Genomic DNA, 15,420 nt, shown 5'->3' on the forward strand with positions numbered 1-15,420 from the left:
GCCGTCTTTTTTCCTGTCCGGACAGCCTATTCCGGCGCGGTGAGGCTGCGCAGGGCGTTGCGCACGTCGGCCAGCGAGCCGACCAGCGCGTAGCAGGCGAAATCGTGGGTGCCGGCGGCGGCCTGCGCGACCCGGAAGGCGCAGCTCAGCCGGGTCGCGCCGGGTCCGGACCGAATCGCGAAGCCGGCGCGTGGTACGGCGGCGTCACCCTCCGGCGGCGCGGGGCTCCAGATCCCGATGGCGTGCGAGCCTTCCGGCAGCGCCAGGATCACCGGTTGCGGTCGATCGCCGGCGGCCGGGTCGATCCGGCTCAGGGCGCCCGTGGCCGGGTCGAAGCGCCAGGCCTCGGTGAAGTCGGCCGGCACGGCGGCGGCGAGCGGCTCGAACCGGATCGCGGAGGCGGGCTCGGCGAGCGCGAAGCGCGTCTGGACCTCGACGGCATTGCCGAGGCCCGGCAAGCCCAGGCCCACCCGTTTGTGCAGGATGATGTCCGGGGCGCCGTCGGGGCCGCCCCAGCGTAACCGTGTGACGGTCTCGGCCCAGCTCCGGCCGGCGCGCAGGGATCGGAGGCGCTGCGCCCCGGATCCGTCGCCGGCCTCGCTCGCCCGGCGTTCCGGCGCCGGGCCGAGGGTGACGCGCGCCTGGAGGGCGTCCCCGGGATCCGCATCGGCCAGGAAGGCGACGCCGTTCCACGTCAGCCCGTCGATGGCCCCGGCGACCCGCCGCGACAGGCGCAGCGCGATCTCCGACCGGCCGAAGGGCTGCGTCAGGAGCAGGGTGCCGTCGGGCTCCGGCCAGGCGGGTGCCTCCTGCGCGCGAGCCGGAGCCGCGACGATCACCGTCGCGAGGATCGCCGCCGGACAGACCCCGCACCGGGCCGCGCGGGACCGCAAGGGGAAGCGGCTGTGCATCGCGCGACCATAACGCAGGACCGGACCGGCATGTCGACCCTTCTCGAACGGCTGGCGCGGGTCACCCGCCGCGGCCCGCGCGCTGCAGCGCCCGCCACCAAGGCCGCCCCCGCTTTCGCCCTCTACGCCGAGAGCCGCGCCTGCTGGACGTCCCGCGACCCGGCGGCGCTGGCTCAGGCCGGCTATGCGCGCAATCCGGTGGTCCACCGGGCGGTCCGGCTGGTCGCCGAGAGCGCCGCGAGCCTGCCGCTGATCGCCACCGGGCTGGGCGCTGATCGAGGGGCCGACCTGCTGGCCCTGCTCGCCCGGCCGAATCCGCGGGAGAGCGGCCCGCATCTCCTGGAGACCGTCTACGCCGACCTGCTGCTGGCCGGGACCGCCTATCTGGAGGCGGTGACCCTCGACGGCCGGGTCGCGGCGCTCCAGGCTCTCCGGCCGGGGCGGATGCGGATGCTGCCGGGTCCCGACGGCTGGCCGGCCGCCTATGTCTACACGGCGGGCGGGCGCAGCCGCCGGTTCGACCTGCCCCCGCCCGGCGGTTCCGAGATCGCGCCGATCCTGGCCCTCAGCCTGTTCAACCCGGAGGACGAGAGCGGCGGCCTCGCCCCCATCGCGGCGGCGGCGACCGCCCTCGACATCCACAACGCCGCGAGCGCCTGGAACAAGGCGCTCCTCGACAACGCCGCCCGGCCCTCCGGGGCGCTGGTCTTCGCCGGCGCCGCACTCTCGGAGCCGCAATTCGATCGGCTGAAGGCGGAGCTGGAGGCGAATTACCAGGGCGCGGCCAATGCCGGCCGGCCGCTTCTCTTGGAGGGCGGGCTCGACTGGAAGCCCCTCGCCCTGTCGCCCCGCGACATGGATTTCGTGGAAGCGAAGAATGCCGCGGCCCGGGAGATCGCCCTGGCCTTCGGCGTGCCGCCCCTGCTGCTCGGCTTGGCGGGCGACAACACCCACGCCAACTACGCCGAGGCCAACCGGGCGCTCTACCGCCAGACCCTGATCCCGCTGGCGCGCCGCACCGCGCAGGCGCTCGCGGTCTGGCTGGAGCCCGCCTTCGGGCCGGTGGATCTGGAGCCCGACCTCGACCGGATCGAAGCGCTCGCCGCCGAGCGGGAATCCCTGTGGCGCCGGGTGCAGGCCGCGGACTTTTTGTCTGTTTCCGAGAAGCGCGAGGCGGTGGGCTACCCGCCGGCGATGCCCCAGGCGGGGGAAGGCTGACGGATCCGCTCGCCGCGCGGCAGATCCCCTCTCCCCGCGGGCGGGAAGCGGAGGCGAAGCCGCAGCGGCGGTGAGGGGGGATGGCCGGAAGGGTCTCGTTCGGCACCTCCCCCCTCACCTTCGGCTGCCGCCTCGATGCGCCGACGACGAGGTCGTCGCATCCCTCTCCCCGCCCGCGGGGAGAGGGAATTCACCACGATCCGCGCGAGCGGAACCCACACCCGAGGCTACCCCATGGACGGCCATTTCACCGGCTATGCCAGCGTCTTCGGCGTGCCCGATCTCGGGCGCGACGTGGTCGTGCCGGGCGCCTTCGCGGCGAGCCTCGCCCGCCAGGGGCCGGCCGGCGTGCGGCTGCTGTTCCAGCACGATCCGGCCGAGCCGATCGGCCGCTGGCTCACCCTGCGCGAGGATGCCCACGGCCTGTTCGCGGAGGGGCAGCTCAACCTCGCCGTGCAGCGCGCCCGGGAGGTCGACGCGCTGCTGCGCGGGGGCGGGCTCGACGGCCTGTCGATCGGCTTCCGCACCCTCCTCGCCCGCCGGGGCGCGGGCGGCGAGCGAAGGCTGCACCGGGTCGAGCTCTGGGAGATCTCGCTCGTGACCTTCCCGCTTCAGCCGAGCGCCCGGGCGAGCCCCGGCCCGGACCCCCGCGCACCCGATGCCCTCACGCCGGAGTCCCTGGCCGCCGAGATCCGCGGCCTCGCCCGGCGGATCGCCCCGAAACCTGCTTCCCGGCCCTGACTTCAACCCCCGACCCAGAGGTTCCCGATGCACGCCGAGACCCCGCTCGCGCCCGCCGCCTACGAGACCAAGGCCGCTCTCCCCGACCTGGAGAACAAGGCCGTCCGCCCCGAGGGCGCGCCCGTCCGCTCCGCCCTCGACGAGCTGTCGGCGGCCTTCGCGGCCTTCAAGGAGACCAACGACGCCCGCATCGGCCGGATCGAGGGCCGGCTCGGGACCGATGCGCTCACCGAGGAAAAGCTCGCCCGGATCGACGCGGCGCTCGACGCCGCCCGCACCCGCCTCGACCGGATCCATCTGGAGCAGGCCCGGCCGCCGCTCGGCCAGCCGGGGACGCGGGGAGACGCCTCCGCGCAGGAGCACAAGGCGGCCTTCGACCTCTACGTCCGGGCCGGCGAGAGCGCGGGCCTCAAGCGCCTGGAGGCCAAGGCCCTCTCGGCCGGTTCCGGGCCGGACGGCGGCTACCTCGTGCCCGACACGATCGAGCGGACCGTGCTGACGCGCCTCGGCGAGATCTCGCCGATCCGGTCGATCGCCAGCGTGCAGCAGATCTCGGGCGCGCAGTACAAGCGCGCGGTCTCGGTGGGGGCGCCGGTGACCGGCTGGGCGGCCGAGACCGCCCCGCGCCCGCAGACCGACGCGCCGGCCCTCTCCGAGATCGCCTTCCCCGCCATGGAACTCTACGCGATGCCGGCCGCCACCCAGACGCTGCTCGACGATGCCGTGGTCGATCTCGACGCGTGGCTCTCGGCCGAGATCGAGACCGCCTTCGCCGAGCAGGAGGGCGTGGCCTTCGTGACCGGCAACGGCGGGAGCCGCCCGCGGGGTTTTTTGAGTTACGACACGGTGGCCAATTCGGCGTGGGTGCCGGGCAGGCTCGGCTTCGTGGCCACGGGCGCGGCCGGGGCCTTCCCGTCGGGCAATCCGGGCGACGTGCTGTTCGACCTGATCTACGGCCTGCGGGCGGGCTATCGCCAGAATGCCGGCTTCGTGATGAACCGGCGCACCCAGAGCGCGATCCGGAAGTTCAAGGATTCGGAGGGGAACTACCTCTGGCAGCCGCCGCTCGCCGCCGGCCGGCCCGCGACCCTGGTCGGCTTCCCGGTCACGGAGGCCGAGGCCATGCCGGACCTCGCCAAGGACAGCCTGTCGGTGGCATTCGGCGATTTCCGGCGGGGCTATCTGGTGGTGGACCGGACCGGGATGCGCGTGCTGCGCGACCCGTATTCCGCAAAGCCCTACGTTCTGTTCTACACCACCAAGCGCGTGGGCGGCGGGGTGCAGGATTTCGACGCGATCAAGCTGCTGAAGTTCAGCTGAGCCGCTTTTCCCCTCTCTTGCGCGCCTTCGGCCCCGCATCTCTCCCTCCCCCGCAGAGGGGGGAGGGAAAGCCCGCGGCCGGATGACTGCGTCAGCGCCCCGAATTGCCGTCGCGCATGGCGCCGGTCGGCTCCTGCACGTGGGCCTCGAGGAACCAGAGTTGCTTGTCGACCGCCCGGGAGATCTCGGTGAACAGGTCGGCCGTGTCGGGATCCCCCGCCTCGTCGGTCTCGTCGATATTCTCGCGGACCGCGTTGGCATAGGCGGCGTAGCTGTCGATCAGCGCGGCGATGTGGTCGGCGATCGCGTAGATGCCGGTCGGGTAGGGCGGCAGCTTGGTGCGCTCGGCGACCACCTGGGTCGACCCGAACGCCGTGGCGCCGAGCTGCACCGCGCGCTCCGCGACCTTGTCGTTGAGATCGTCCAGCTCCGTCCGGAAGCCGTCCAGCATCAGATGGACGCCGATGAACTGCGGTCCCTTGAGGTTCCAATGGGCCTGCTTGATCGCCAGGGCGAGGTCGATGCCGTCCGCCAGCCGGGCGTTGAGGGCTTCGATCGAGACCTTCTTGGCGTTCGAATCGGTGTTGTTGCGGGTCTTGTGGGACCGGGGGGTGGTGCTGGTTCCGGTGTCGGCCATGGTCTCGCTCCGTGAGCCTGAAAGGTTCGGATGCGAAAGTGCCGATACGGCCTCAGGTTCCCGCAGATGCGAAGGATCTACTTGAGGGTGAGGATATGCCGCCATCTGCAACCGTTTCCGGCCGGGCGGCGATCGGAAATGGCGGCAGGCCCTTGTTGCAGCACCGCTTCCGGCGCCGGCTAGCGGCGGCGCGGGCGTGCCATCCAGCTGGACCGGGTGCCCCGCGGCGTGGCGTCGCTCACCTGCATCTGCGACAGTTCGGCGGCGCGCGCCGAGATCCAGCCGACATGCTCGGACACCGGCGTCACCGCGGTGAAGCCGCCGCAGGCAGTCCGGCGGGTCCCCTGCTGCAGGGCGCCGCTCGACCAGCTCACCACGCCGATGATCCGGTATCCGCCGGGGCCGCCGGCGAGGATCGGACCGCCGGAATCGCCCAGGCACGCGCCGGCTCCCGAGGTCTCGGCCATGCGCCGCCGGTCGGTCACCACGGCGACCCGGTTGGCGACCTGCAGCGAGCCGATCGCGACGAGATGCGCCAGCCGCAGGACGCGGGCCGAGCCCCGCCGGTTCTCGGCGACGACGCCGAAGCCCGCGATATCGACCGGCTCGCCATTGCTGATCGCGCCGGCGCCCCGCGGGTCGAGGGGGACGAAATCGGGGCCGAGGGGCCGTTCGAGCTTGAGCAGCGCCAGATCGACGCCGGGCTGGTCCTCCGGCGTCGTGCCGGGCACGAAATCGGGATGCATCGTCGTGGCGATCACCGCGGAGCGGCGCTGGCGGAAGCCGCGATCGACGCCGATCACCGTGTAGCCCGCCGGGCGCATCACGCAATGGGCGGCGCTGAGCACGAGATCCGGGGCGATCAGAGTCCCTGAGCAGATCTCGCCCTCCGTGCTCTCGATGCGCACCACGAAGCCGCGCGCGCCGTTCGGATCGCGGGTGGTCGTGCCGTTGATCACGGCCGCGGCGGGTGCGGGAAGCTGGCCGGCCAGAGCCCCGAGGAGCGCCGCGCCGAGCAGGCCGGCCCCGAGACGCCCGCGCGCAGGATGCTCGCAGGAGCGGGCCTTGCGGATCAGGCCAGGGAACATCGGGCACTCCGGGGCGCGGTCGCGCAGGTGATACGCCCTCGACGCGTGGGCGACGGGCGAGAGCCTAGAGCAAGCCAATGTCTTGGCCAAGCTGAGGTTCCCTGCAACTCCGATCCGCCGGGGGGCGCGGCGCGCTCCGTCTCCGCGCGGCTGCCGCGACCCGCAACCTGCGGTGTCGCCGGGACGGGGGAGGGCACCCTGCCGGTTGCCCGAACCACCGCGACGGTGCGCGCGGTTTTTCGGCAAATGCCGCGCCCGCAAGAAACGATACGGTAGTCCTACCGTGCTATGAACGAGGACATGAGCGGCCCACCCCGGTAAGGGGTGTTGCCGCGATCGACCGAAGGGTGCGGCACGCCGCATGCAAGCCGAATATCTTCGACACGGGTCTTCCGGGAAGAAGTTCAGGACGTCTCAGCCATGAACGACCTGATCGCAGCAGTGGGCCTGGGGATCTGGACCGATGATCGGCTTGCTGGTGGTTGCCCTGGCTGGCGTGTTGATGGGCTGCTATTTCAGGGTCGGCTTCGTCATTCTCGCCTGTCTGGTGTTTCTGATTGCTGATATCCTGCGGATTCTGTTGAAATCTGAATTCCAGTTCGCGGATATCTTGATTCTGTTTGCCTACATGTCGGCCCTGCAGGGCGGGTTCATGCTGGGTGCTTATCTCAAGCACCGACGCCGGTCTTAGAGCGCTCTGCGCCGCAGTGGAATCCGGTTCGGCACAAGAGAGCGCGTCGCGACGCAGGCTGAGAGCCGTGCGCGATCGCAACGCGTCGGGGCGGCTCTGAAGCGCTTTGCAACGAGGCGGGAAGCGATTCGGCCCGGGAGGGCGCGACAGAGCTGGGGCTCAGAGCCACCAGATCACGCCGCCCCGCAGGTAAGAGGCCGCAGCCCAGAGCAGGAGGGCCGTCGTCAGGAGTGTCAGGCTCCAACCCAGGCGTTGTCGGTCGGTCAACATGCGTCGCGGAAACCCCGGGCCTGGCTCGTCTTCGCGCGTTCAACCGGCCCCGTCGCGCCCGGGCGCGCACCCCGCCCCGGATGGGAGGGCCGCCCGGCCGACGCATGATCGCGGCTTCGCGCCGACGCGCCGGTTCCGAGACCTGTGGAGTAACGGGTCCGGTTGTCAGCGCGTTCGGTTCAGTCACCGATTAGTATTCGCTCCCATGCGTCCGCGGGCGATGCAGACTGCGCAGGGGCCGCGCTGTCCCCGGAGGCGCACTACTCGGTCCAGCGTGCGCTCCGGCCCCAGCCGCCGAGCACCTGATCGATCCAGCCGCGCTGCGCCCCGACCAGGACGCCCTGGGTGAGGCCGCCGCAGGCCCCGCCGATCCAGGCGGCGATGGCCTGCACGGCGCCGTCCGGCCCGGCGATCGGACCGCCGGAATCGCCCTGGCAGGCGCCGCCGGCCCCGCCCCGGAGCCAGACCAGGATCCGGCTCGGCCCGTAGGGCTCGATCACCGGCAGGGTCAGGCTGCGATAGGTGCCGGTGGAGCGCGGATCGCCGGGCCGGGCGGCGCCGTAGCCGCCGAGGGTCAGATCCTCGCCGGCCCGCGGGAGCGCGGCGCTCAGAGCCACCGGCGCGAAGCGCGGCGGCAGCGGCGTCGCGGTGCGCAGGAGCGCGAGGTCGATGGAGCGCCGCCGGGCCTTGGCGGCGCCCGCGTCGTAGCCCGGATGCACCGCCCGCGCCGCCACCTCGACCAGCACGGGGGCACCCTGGTCATCGCGAAAATGGACGCGGTGCTGCGGGGCGTCGGCGAGGCAATGGCCGGCGGTGAGCACCGTATCGGGGGCGAGCACCACGCCGGTGCAGACCCCGCCCTTCGAGGACAGGACCATCACGGCCCCGCCGGCGGGCGCCTCGGTGCCGCCCAGGATGGCGCGCGCCGGAAAGCCCGCCAGCGACAGGCCGGCCGCGAGGGCGGCGAGGGCCGCCGGGCGGCGCTTCGAGACCAGCATCGGATCACCGCTTGAGAGGGACGCACCATGATCCCGTTACGCATCGACGCCGCCGCCGTCGAGCCGGTGAGCGTGGCCGAGCTGCGCGCCTACCTGCGCTTCGACTCCGACGACGGCGGCGCCGAGGACGCGCTGCTCCAGGCCCTGATCACGGCGGTGCGGGCGAGCCTCGAGATCGAGACGCGCCGGATCCTGGTGCCGGGGCGCTACCGGATCGCGCTTCCCGCCTGGCCGCCGGACGGGCGGGTGCCCCTGCCGCTGAGCCCGCTGGTGGCGGTCCTGCGCGCCGGGCTCGCGGGGGCGGACGGCATGCGCGACCTCGCCGAGGGGCTGGTGCGTCCCGGCCCCGACCCGATCGAGGCGCCGGGCCTGCTGATCGATCCGGCCGCGCCGGACCCGGCCGGGCGCGCGATCCTGATCGAGGTCGCGGCCGGGTTCGGCGGCGACGGGCCGCCCCTGCCGGCGCCGTTGCGGCTCGCGATCCTGCGTCTGGCCGCCGCCCGCTACGAGCACCGGGGCGACGAGGCGGACGCAATCCGCACCGATGCCGCCGACCTCGCCGCGCCCTTCCGACGGATGCGCCTGTGATGGCCGGTTCCGGAGACCGCCCGATGGCCCTGCCGCCCCGTCACCCGCCGCTCGGCGCCCGGCGGCGGCGCTTCGTGCTGGAACGCCCCCTGGAGGAGCCGGACGGGTTCGGCGGCGTGCTCCGCCGCTACGTGGCCGGCCCGGTCCTGTGGGGCGCCCTGGCGCCGGCGGGACTCGTCGACCGGCCCGAGGGCGGCCGGACCGACACGCTCCCCGCCTACCGCATCACCCTGCGGGGCCGGACCGACCTCGACCCGACCATGCGGCTCGCCGCCGGCCCGCGCCGCTTCGCGATCCGCGCCGTGACCGAGCCCGACGGGCGGGGCCGCGACCGCATCTGCCACGTCGAGGAACTGCCGCGGGGGAGCCTGCCGTGAGTGATCCGAGTCCGCTCCTGGCGCTGCGTGCCGGCCTGATCGCGCGCTTCACCCCGGATGCCGCCCTGGCGGCGCTGCTGGGCGGCCGCGTCCGGCTCTACGACGAGCCGCCCCGGGGCGTGCTCCCGGTCTACGCGCTGTTCGGCGATGCCGCGATCGAGGACGATTCCGTCGACGGCGCCGAGCGCCACCGCCACAGCCACGAGATCGCGGTGATCGCCCGGCCCGGCTCGGTGCGCACCGCGCTCGACGCCGCCGAGCGCATGGCGGCGCTGCTCGCCGACACCGCGATGCCGCTCGCCGGCTGCCGCCTCGTCACCCTGCGGGTGCGCGCCATCAAGGCCCACCGCGACGCCCGGACCGGCGAGGCGAGGGCGAGCCTCACCGTCGAGGCCGTCACCGAGACTTTGTGAGGAGGACCCGATGGGCGCGCAGAAGGGCAAGGACCTGCTGATCCGGGCCGGGGACGGCGCGGGCGGCTTCGTGGCGGTGGCGGGCCTGCGCAGCCGCCAGATCACCCTCAACGCCGAGACCGTGGACGTCACCAACGCCGATTCCGCCGGGCGCTGGCGCGAATTGCTCGCCGGGGCCGGGGTGCGCCGGGCCGCCATCGCGGGCTCGGGCGTGTTCCGCGACCAGGCCTCGGACGCGCGCCTGCGGCTGATCTTCTTCGAGGGGGCGATCGAGACCTTCCAGATCGTGGTGCCGGCCTTCGGGATCCTGGAGGGTCCGTTCCAGATCGTGAGCCTCGAATACCGGGGCGACCACGCGGGCGAGGTGACCTTCGACATGAGCCTCGATTCGGCGGGCGCGCTCGCCTTCGCGGCGGCCTGACGCCAAGGGGAGTTCGATGGCCAATCGCATCCGCGGCGCGGTGCCGCTCGACCTCGGCGGGCGGCGCTACACCCTGTGCCTCACCCTCGGGGCGCTGGCCGAGCTGGAGGATCTGCTCGGGGCCGGCGACCTCGCGGACCTCGCGGCGCGCTTCATGGCCGGCCGGCTCTCGGCGCGGGACCTGATCGCCCTGCTGGGCGTCGCCCTGCGCGGCGGCGGCCACGATCTCGACGACGCGGCGGTGGCGCAGCTGCCGCTGGCGGGTGAGCTTGAGGCCGTCACGACGGCCCTCGGGGCGGTGCTCGCCGCGGCGTTCGGGGAGGCGCCGGACCCGGCAAACCCGCCTCAGCGCCCCTCCCGATCGTCTCGCGGCACGGGACACGACAGTGGCGCGCCGACGCCTTGGGCGGAGGCGACGGACCCCCTCTCCCGTGCGGGAGAGGGCTGGGGTGAGGGACGAGAAGGTTCAGGACCGAGCACACCGTCAACGCTCGTGCAGGCCGCGCCATATCCGGGGCGTTCTCATCCCTCACCCGATCCCTCTCCCGCACGGGAGAGGGGACCCGCGCCTTATGCGGGGAAGCGGGCACGCCCTTCGGCGGAGAGCGCTTCCGAGGCCGGGCCGGAGCACCCGTTTCCGACCCCACTTCCAACGGCCTTTCCCTGGGACGACGCCCTCGCCCTCGGCCTCGGCGTGCTGGGCTGGCACCCCGGCGACTTCTGGTCGGCGACCCCGCGGGAATTCGCCGCCGCCCTCGGCCGCCGCGCCCGGCCGGAGCCGCTGAGCCGGGCGGGTTTCGAGGCGCTGCTCGCCGCCTATCCCGACCGGACCTGAGGGAGCCGAACGATGGCCGACACCGATTCCGACACCCAGGACGCCGCGCGGGTCGAGCGGCTCCAGACCCTCGACCGTCTGGCGCAGAATTTCGGCCGCAGCCTCGACGCGGCCCTGACCCGCGGCGCCGCCTCCGGGCGCAGCCTCGACGGCGTGCTCGGCATGATCGGCACGCGCCTCGCGAGCGCGGCGACCCGGGTGGCGGGCGGGGCGATCCAGTCCGGGGTCACCGGCCTGATCAATTCCGTTCTGGGCGCGGGCTCCGAGACGGGATTCGCCCGGGGCGGCGTGTTCCGGGGCGGGCGGGTGCAGCCCTTCGCGGCCGGCGGGGTGGTGGCGGCGCCGACCTTCTTCCCGATGGCGGGCGGCGCCGGCCTCATGGGCGAAGCCGGGCCGGAGGCGATCCTGCCGCTCGCCCGCGGCCCGGACGGCCGCCTCGGCGTCGCGACGGGCGGCGCGTCGGCCCGGCCGGTTTCGGTGACGGTGAACATCGCCACGCCCGATCCGGCGGCCTTCCGCCGGTCCGAAGCGCAGGTGACCGCGAGCCTCGCCCGGGCGGTGGCGCGCGGCCAGCGGGCGACGTGAGGGATGCGATCGCAGGCTACCGCACCCGCCTGACTCGGTGGGCCGTGCTCGGCGTCAACCGAGCAGCTTCTGCACGGCCAGCATCGCGGCGACGACGGCGCCGGTGACGGCAGCGCCGGCCGTGAACGGGGCGATCAGCGCTTCGCGCCCGAGCTTGCGGGTTTCGGCGGCGCGCTTGACCGATTCCTCAAGACGCTTTCGCGTTTCGGCTTGGTTGCGGTCGATCCGGGCGACCTGTTCGCGGAGGTCGAGAGCTTCCGACGGTGCCATGGCGCTACCCTGATGCGGCCGGGCCTTGTCCCTCGCCAAGGTCCGCAAGATGCGGATCTCGGCGTCCGTCGTCGAGCCCACATGAGGCCGGTCTCGCGATGCCGTCCGGTCGACTGGACAGCTCTAAGTCATTGTTTCAACGCAGTTTCTGGCGCCGAACCGGTGTCCGCTTCGGCGGAGCGCGCTCCAGGCGCTCGAACAAACTCTTGGAGAAGACAATCACTCTGCGCGGCGCGAGCCGCCCGCCCGGTCAACCCCTCACGCCGCCTTGCGCGCCTCCGTCTCCCGCGCCCGGCTGCGCTGTCCGTCGACGCTCACCGGCGCGACGCCCTGGATCGTCACGCGGCGCACCACCCGGGGCTGGTCGTCGTAATCGTCCACGGCACGATGGACCGTCGCCCGGTTGTCCCAGATCGCCACGTCGCCCGCACGCCAGGTCCAGCGCACCGTGTTCTCCGGCCGGGTGGCGTGGTCGTGGAAGATCGCCAGCAGGTGCTGCGAATCCGAGGTGGTCAGCCCCAGGATCCGCTGGATGAAGTGCCCGACGATCAGCGAACGCTCGCCGCTCTCCGGATGGACGTGGACCAGCGGATGCTCGGTCTCGTAGACGGTCCGGGTGAACACCTCGTCGTAGCGCCGCCGGCCGCCCTCCGGGACGCTCACGCGCCCGCCGACATAGTCGTAGACGTTGGAGTGCAGCGCCCAGAGCTTGTCGGCGAGGTCGCGCAGGGGCTCGGGCAGCTCCGCGTAGGCGGCCGCGGTGTTGGCCCAGAGCGTGTCGCCGCCATAGGCCGGGAGCGTCACGGCGCGCAGGATCGAGATCGCCGGGTAGGCCGGCACGAAGGTCACGTCCGTGTGCCAGGAACTCGCCCGCTCGCCCCGGCTGCCGTCGAGGTCGAGCACGCCCGCCGTGCCGGGGAGCGACGGCACGGTCGGGTGGGGCACGAGCTCGCCGAGGCGCCGCCCGAAGGCTTCCTGACCCGCCTCGTCGAGGTTCTGGTCGCGGAAGAACAGGACCTTATGGGTCACGAGCGCGGCGCGGATCGCCGCGACGGTTCCGGCGTCGAGGTCGCCCGACAGGGCGACGCCGCGGATCTCGGCGCCGATGCGGCCGGCGACCCGGCGGAGGTCGAGGGTGTCGGAGGCGGCGTGGAGAGGCTGGGGAATGGCGCTCATCGGAAGATGTCCCTGGCAAGATGGCGTGACGGCACACGGCCGGCAGACGACGAATGCAGATGTTTCTGGCGCGAAGGACCCGGATTCGTCCGCGCCGATGCCGACGATATTCCGGCAGCCGGCCAAGTTTGTCGATGAACGGTGTTTTTGATTTTTCGGATCTTTCCGGAAGACTTTTTCCAGGTGTCGCGAGCGCGCAGCGACGGCATTCCCCGGCGCCGCACCCGCGCGACGCGAACCGGAGGCGCCCGCCATGGCCGAGGATTTCCACGAGGTGCTGTTCCCCCTCGACGTGTCGCTGCGCGCGAGCGGCGGCCCGCAGCGCTTGACCGAGATCGTCACCCTGGCCTCGGGCCGGGAGCATCGGAACGGCCGCTGGGCGGATTCCCGCCGCCGCTACGATGCCGGCTTCGGCCTGCGCGGGCTCGACGCGCTCCACGTCGTCCTCGCCTTCTTCGAGGAGCGGCGGGGTCGCCTCTACGGCTTCCGCTTCCGCGACCGGGTCGACGGCCGCTCCGGGCCGCCGGGCCGGGGGATCGGCCCCCTCGACCAGCCGATCGGCACCGGTGACGGCGCCACCGCGACCTTCCCGCTGGTGAAGACCTACGGGACCGGCTTCGCCCCCTATCGCCGCCGGATCGCCAAGCCGGTGGCCGGCAGCGTCCGGGTCGCGGTCTCCGGGCAGGAGGCCGGACCCGAGGCCTTCGCGTGCGACCCGACGACCGGCCTCGTCACCTTTCAGCCCGGCCATGTCCCGGCTCCCGGCGCCGCCGTGACCGCGGGCTTCGCCTTCGACGTGCCCGTCCGCTTCGACACCGACGAGCTCACCATCGACCTCGCGGCCTTCACGGCCGGGGAGATCCCGCGGGTGCCCCTCGTCGAGATCGTGCCGTGAGGAAGATCCATGCGCGACATCCCGGCGGCCTTCGCGGCCCATCTCGCGGGCGGCGTGACCACCCTGTGCCGCTGCTGGTCCCTGCGGCGGCGGGACGGGCTCGCCCTCGGCTTCACCGACCATGACCGCGACCTGACCGTCGCCGGCCTCGTCCACCTCGCCCGGACCGGCCTCGACGCCGCCGAGGCCAGCGCGGAATCCGGCTTCGCGGTCTCGGGGGGCGACGTGGCCGGCGCCCTGAGCAGCCTCGGCCTGACCGAGGCCGACATCGCCGGCGGCCTCTACGACGGCGCCGCCGTCGAGACGTGGCTGGTCGACTGGACCCATCCCGAGACCCGCCTGCTCCTCGACCTCGCCACGATCGGCGAGGTGCGCCGGGAGGGCGACGCCTTCGTGGCCGAGCTGCGCGGCCTCGCCCACCGCCTCGACGCCGAGCGCGGGCGCACCTACCGCGCGACCTGCGGGGCCGATCTCGGGGATGGGCGCTGCCGGGTCGATCTCGCGGCCTGGCGGATCGCCGGCCGCGTCACCGGCGTTCCGGAGCCCGCCACGCTCGCGGCGGCGCTGGCGGGGGATTTTCCGGACGGGCTTTTCACGGGCGGCCGGCTCGCCTGGACCGAGGGCGCCAATGCCGGGCAGGGGGCCGATGTCCGCCTCCAGCTCGGCGGCCTGATCGAGCTCTGGACCGCGCCGCCCCGGCCGGTCGCCGCCGGGGATGCCTTCACGCTGACAGCCGGCTGCGACAAGCGCCTCGCCACCTGCCGGGACCGCTTCGCCAACGCGATCAACTTCCAGGGCTTTCCGCACATGCCCGGCAACGACACGGTGATCCGCCCGGTGCCGGGATCGGACGCCATCCTCGACGGCGGGAGCCTGTTCCGATGAGCGCGATGCGGCGTGACATGGGTATCGCGGCTCTGGGCGAGGCGCGGCTGTGGCTCGGCACGCCCTACCGCCACCAGGCCTCGCTCCGCGGGATCGGCTGCGACTGCCTCGGGCTGCTGCGCGGGGTCTGGCGCGGGCTCTACGGCGCCGAGCCGGAGGCGGTGCCGCCCTATTCGGGCACCTGGGCGGAATCGGCTGCCCCCGGCACCGACCCGCTCACGGAGGCGGCCCTCCGCCACCTCGTGCCGGTGCCGGGCCCCGTGGCGGAGGCCGCGCCGCGGGCGGGCGACGTGCTGCTCTTCGCCTTCCGGCGCCATCTGCCGGCCCGCCACTGCGCCATCGCCACCGGCGACGGCGCCATGATCCACGCCCATGACGGCGCCTGCGTCGCCGAGGTGGCGCTCACCGGATGGTGGCGGCGGCATCAGACGGGGGTGTTCCGGTTTCCGGAGGCCGGTCCGATCCGGCTCACGAGGAACCAGTTGCAACGGTCAGCTTCACGCCCAAGGCATCCATGACCTTGCGGACGGTCTCGTAGCGAAGCTTCGAGCCGGGCATCAGGGCCTTGTAGAGGCTTTCCCGCCCCAGGCCCGCCTCACGGGCGATCTGCGACATGCCCCGGGCCTTGGCGATGTCGCCGAGGGCGGCGATGAACAATTCGGGATCGGGATCATCCAGGGCGGCAGCGAGGTACTCGGCGATGGCCTCCTCGCTGTCGAGAAATTCCGAGGCGTCGAAGGGGATGAAGCGCATCAGGCGATCCCATCAAGCTTGGCAGCCATGGCTTTGGCTCGCTGAATGTCCCGGCTTTGACTGGACTTGTCGCCGCCGCACAGCAGCAGGTACGTCACCTCGCCGCGTCGGATATAATAGACCCGGTATCCGGGGCCATACGGGATCCGCATCTCGAAGATGCCGGTGCCGACCGGTTTGACATCACCGAGATGACCGAGGCCCGCGGCGCGGATCCGCGCCGTGATGCGAGCCTTGGCGCGATGATCCCGCAGGCCCGCGAGCCAAGCCCGGAACGTATCGGACAGTAGGATCGTCGCCACGTCGGAAACGTATCCGGATGGATACGGCTCGGCAATGCTTCTCGGC

21 protein-coding genes and 1 pseudogene are annotated in these 15,420 nt (G+C 73.1%); 14 read left to right on the forward strand and 8 right to left on the reverse strand.

The annotated features are described in order from the left end of the window. Nucleotides 1–26: 26 nt before the first annotated feature. Nucleotides 27–839, reverse strand: coding sequence for a hypothetical protein (locus FVE89_RS01935; protein WP_210254042.1), 813 nt, complete (start codon nt 837–839; stop codon nt 27–29). A 102-nt stretch (nt 840–941) separates the two neighbouring features. On the opposite strand from FVE89_RS01935, the gene FVE89_RS01940 reads away from it, so the two are divergent. From FVE89_RS01940 to FVE89_RS01950, 3 genes are all read left to right on the forward strand, one after another. Further along, a complete protein-coding gene (locus FVE89_RS01940) occupies nt 942–2,129 on the forward strand; it encodes a phage portal protein (protein ID WP_160532435.1) in 1,188 nt (395 codons plus the stop codon). Between the two features lie 234 nt (nt 2,130–2,363). Continuing rightward, nucleotides 2,364–2,870, forward strand: coding sequence for an HK97 family phage prohead protease (locus tag FVE89_RS01945; RefSeq protein ID WP_160532436.1), 507 nt, complete (start codon nt 2,364–2,366; stop codon nt 2,868–2,870). Nucleotides 2,871–2,897: 27 nt separating this feature from the next. Next, nucleotides 2,898–4,190: a phage major capsid protein gene (locus FVE89_RS01950; RefSeq protein WP_160532437.1), complete on the forward strand. Its 1,293-nt coding sequence runs from the start codon at nt 2,898–2,900 to the stop codon at nt 4,188–4,190. A 91-nt stretch (nt 4,191–4,281) separates the two neighbouring features. Here the strand turns inward: FVE89_RS01950 and dps are convergent, their stop codons facing one another. Then, the gene (dps, locus tag FVE89_RS01955) at nt 4,282–4,827 is read right to left on the reverse strand and encodes a DNA starvation/stationary phase protection protein Dps (RefSeq protein WP_160532438.1); all 546 of its coding nucleotides are present in this window, start codon (nt 4,825–4,827) and stop codon (nt 4,282–4,284) included. A gap of 179 nt (nt 4,828–5,006) precedes the next feature. Further along, the gene (locus FVE89_RS01960) at nt 5,007–5,915 is read right to left on the reverse strand and encodes a trypsin-like serine protease (protein ID WP_160532439.1); all 909 of its coding nucleotides are present in this window, start codon (nt 5,913–5,915) and stop codon (nt 5,007–5,009) included. A 463-nt stretch (nt 5,916–6,378) separates the two neighbouring features. Here FVE89_RS01960 and FVE89_RS01965 point away from each other — a divergent pair, with 463 nt between their 5' ends. Continuing rightward, entirely contained in the window at nt 6,379–6,606 is a 228-nt protein-coding gene (locus tag FVE89_RS01965; RefSeq protein WP_160532440.1) for a hypothetical protein, read from the forward strand. Between the two features lie 530 nt (nt 6,607–7,136). Here the strand turns inward: FVE89_RS01965 and FVE89_RS01970 are convergent. After that, complete coding sequence (locus FVE89_RS01970) at nt 7,137–7,874, reverse strand: S1 family peptidase (RefSeq protein WP_160532441.1); 738 nt, start codon at nt 7,872–7,874, stop codon at nt 7,137–7,139. A gap of 27 nt (nt 7,875–7,901) precedes the next feature. Between FVE89_RS01970 and FVE89_RS01975 the strand changes: the two genes are divergently transcribed. The 7 genes and pseudogenes from FVE89_RS01975 to FVE89_RS02000 all read left to right on the forward strand — a co-directional run bounded on the left by FVE89_RS01975 (nt 7,902) and on the right by FVE89_RS02000 (nt 11,093). Continuing rightward, nucleotides 7,902–8,462: a hypothetical protein gene (locus FVE89_RS01975; protein ID WP_160532442.1), complete on the forward strand. Its 561-nt coding sequence runs from the start codon at nt 7,902–7,904 to the stop codon at nt 8,460–8,462. Between the two features lie 23 nt (nt 8,463–8,485). After that, nucleotides 8,486–8,839, forward strand: coding sequence for a head-tail adaptor protein (locus FVE89_RS01980; protein WP_160532443.1), 354 nt, complete (start codon nt 8,486–8,488; stop codon nt 8,837–8,839). Continuing rightward, nucleotides 8,836–9,252: a DUF3168 domain-containing protein gene (locus FVE89_RS01985; RefSeq protein ID WP_160532444.1), complete on the forward strand. Its 417-nt coding sequence runs from the start codon at nt 8,836–8,838 to the stop codon at nt 9,250–9,252. The genes FVE89_RS01980 and FVE89_RS01985 overlap by 4 nt, the downstream gene beginning before the upstream one ends. 10 nt (nt 9,253–9,262) lie before the next feature. Further along, complete coding sequence (locus FVE89_RS01990; protein ID WP_160532445.1) at nt 9,263–9,673, forward strand: phage major tail protein, TP901-1 family; 411 nt, start codon at nt 9,263–9,265, stop codon at nt 9,671–9,673. Between the two features lie 16 nt (nt 9,674–9,689). Further along, nucleotides 9,690–10,016: pseudogene (locus FVE89_RS30855) on the forward strand (gene transfer agent family protein); the annotation flags it as partial. A 150-nt stretch (nt 10,017–10,166) separates the two neighbouring features. Further along, nucleotides 10,167–10,508, forward strand: coding sequence for a rcc01693 family protein (locus FVE89_RS31625; protein WP_342390079.1), 342 nt, complete (start codon nt 10,167–10,169; stop codon nt 10,506–10,508). 12 nt (nt 10,509–10,520) lie between these two features. Continuing rightward, the gene (locus tag FVE89_RS02000) at nt 10,521–11,093 is read left to right on the forward strand and encodes a phage tail tape measure protein (protein WP_160532447.1); all 573 of its coding nucleotides are present in this window, start codon (nt 10,521–10,523) and stop codon (nt 11,091–11,093) included. 54 nt (nt 11,094–11,147) lie between these two features. Here the strand turns inward: FVE89_RS02000 and FVE89_RS02005 are convergent, their stop codons facing one another. Then, nucleotides 11,148–11,444 (reverse strand): hypothetical protein, encoded by a 297-nt coding sequence (locus FVE89_RS02005; protein WP_160532448.1) that lies wholly within the window; start codon nt 11,442–11,444, stop codon nt 11,148–11,150. 177 nt (nt 11,445–11,621) lie between these two features. Further along, nucleotides 11,622–12,539, reverse strand: a complete 918-nt coding sequence (locus FVE89_RS02010) for a TauD/TfdA family dioxygenase (RefSeq protein ID WP_160532449.1) — start codon at nt 12,537–12,539, stop codon at nt 11,622–11,624. A gap of 253 nt (nt 12,540–12,792) precedes the next feature. Here FVE89_RS02010 and FVE89_RS02015 point away from each other — a divergent pair, with 253 nt between their 5' ends. The 3 genes from FVE89_RS02015 to FVE89_RS02025 are packed head-to-tail and all read left to right on the forward strand — an operon-like array spanning nt 12,793 to nt 14,837. After that, entirely contained in the window at nt 12,793–13,434 is a 642-nt protein-coding gene (locus FVE89_RS02015; RefSeq protein ID WP_160532450.1) for a DUF2460 domain-containing protein, read from the forward strand. Nucleotides 13,435–13,443: 9 nt separating this feature from the next. After that, complete coding sequence (locus FVE89_RS02020) at nt 13,444–14,319, forward strand: DUF2163 domain-containing protein (RefSeq protein WP_160532451.1); 876 nt, start codon at nt 13,444–13,446, stop codon at nt 14,317–14,319. Further along, nucleotides 14,316–14,837: an NlpC/P60 family protein gene (locus FVE89_RS02025; RefSeq protein ID WP_160532452.1), complete on the forward strand. Its 522-nt coding sequence runs from the start codon at nt 14,316–14,318 to the stop codon at nt 14,835–14,837. Before FVE89_RS02020 ends, FVE89_RS02025 begins: the two co-directional genes overlap by 4 nt. Here the strand turns inward: FVE89_RS02025 and FVE89_RS02030 are convergent. Then, nucleotides 14,788–15,072, reverse strand: coding sequence for an addiction module antidote protein (locus FVE89_RS02030; RefSeq protein WP_160532453.1), 285 nt, complete (start codon nt 15,070–15,072; stop codon nt 14,788–14,790). The genes FVE89_RS02025 and FVE89_RS02030 overlap by 50 nt on opposite strands. Further along, a complete protein-coding gene (locus tag FVE89_RS02035) occupies nt 15,072–15,374 on the reverse strand; it encodes a type II toxin-antitoxin system RelE/ParE family toxin (RefSeq protein WP_160532454.1) in 303 nt (100 codons plus the stop codon). Before FVE89_RS02035 ends, FVE89_RS02030 begins: the two co-directional genes overlap by 1 nt. Nucleotides 15,375–15,420 lie beyond the last annotated feature (46 nt).

Source organism: Methylobacterium sp. 2A (genome assembly GCF_009806555.1).
Lineage (GTDB): Bacteria > Pseudomonadota > Alphaproteobacteria > Rhizobiales > Beijerinckiaceae > Methylobacterium.

Excerpts from the sequence above, each read along its gene's own strand:
- FVE89_RS01990 (WP_160532445.1), top strand. The coding sequence starts at position 9,263 with ATGGGCGCGCAGAAGGGCAAGGACCTGCTGATCCGGGCCGGGGACGGC.
- FVE89_RS01950 (WP_160532437.1), top strand. The coding sequence starts at position 2,898 with ATGCACGCCGAGACCCCGCTCGCGCCCGCCGCCTACGAGACCAAGGCC.
- FVE89_RS01940 (WP_160532435.1), top strand. The coding sequence starts at position 942 with ATGTCGACCCTTCTCGAACGGCTGGCGCGGGTCACCCGCCGCGGCCCG.
- FVE89_RS01945 (WP_160532436.1), top strand. The coding sequence starts at position 2,364 with ATGGACGGCCATTTCACCGGCTATGCCAGCGTCTTCGGCGTGCCCGAT.
- FVE89_RS01960 (WP_160532439.1), bottom strand. The coding sequence starts at position 5,915 with ATGTTCCCTGGCCTGATCCGCAAGGCCCGCTCCTGCGAGCATCCTGCG.
- FVE89_RS01975 (WP_160532442.1), top strand. The coding sequence starts at position 7,902 with ATGATCCCGTTACGCATCGACGCCGCCGCCGTCGAGCCGGTGAGCGTG.
- FVE89_RS02015 (WP_160532450.1), top strand. The coding sequence starts at position 12,793 with ATGGCCGAGGATTTCCACGAGGTGCTGTTCCCCCTCGACGTGTCGCTG.
- FVE89_RS02025 (WP_160532452.1), top strand. The coding sequence starts at position 14,316 with ATGAGCGCGATGCGGCGTGACATGGGTATCGCGGCTCTGGGCGAGGCG.
- FVE89_RS01980 (WP_160532443.1), top strand. The coding sequence starts at position 8,486 with ATGGCCCTGCCGCCCCGTCACCCGCCGCTCGGCGCCCGGCGGCGGCGC.
- FVE89_RS02010 (WP_160532449.1), bottom strand. The coding sequence starts at position 12,539 with ATGAGCGCCATTCCCCAGCCTCTCCACGCCGCCTCCGACACCCTCGAC.
- FVE89_RS02030 (WP_160532453.1), bottom strand. The coding sequence starts at position 15,072 with ATGCGCTTCATCCCCTTCGACGCCTCGGAATTTCTCGACAGCGAGGAG.
- dps (WP_160532438.1), bottom strand. The coding sequence starts at position 4,827 with ATGGCCGACACCGGAACCAGCACCACCCCCCGGTCCCACAAGACCCGC.
- FVE89_RS02020 (WP_160532451.1), top strand. The coding sequence starts at position 13,444 with ATGCGCGACATCCCGGCGGCCTTCGCGGCCCATCTCGCGGGCGGCGTG.
- FVE89_RS02000 (WP_160532447.1), top strand. The coding sequence starts at position 10,521 with ATGGCCGACACCGATTCCGACACCCAGGACGCCGCGCGGGTCGAGCGG.
- FVE89_RS01965 (WP_160532440.1), top strand. The coding sequence starts at position 6,379 with ATGATCGGCTTGCTGGTGGTTGCCCTGGCTGGCGTGTTGATGGGCTGC.
- FVE89_RS01970 (WP_160532441.1), bottom strand. The coding sequence starts at position 7,874 with ATGCTGGTCTCGAAGCGCCGCCCGGCGGCCCTCGCCGCCCTCGCGGCC.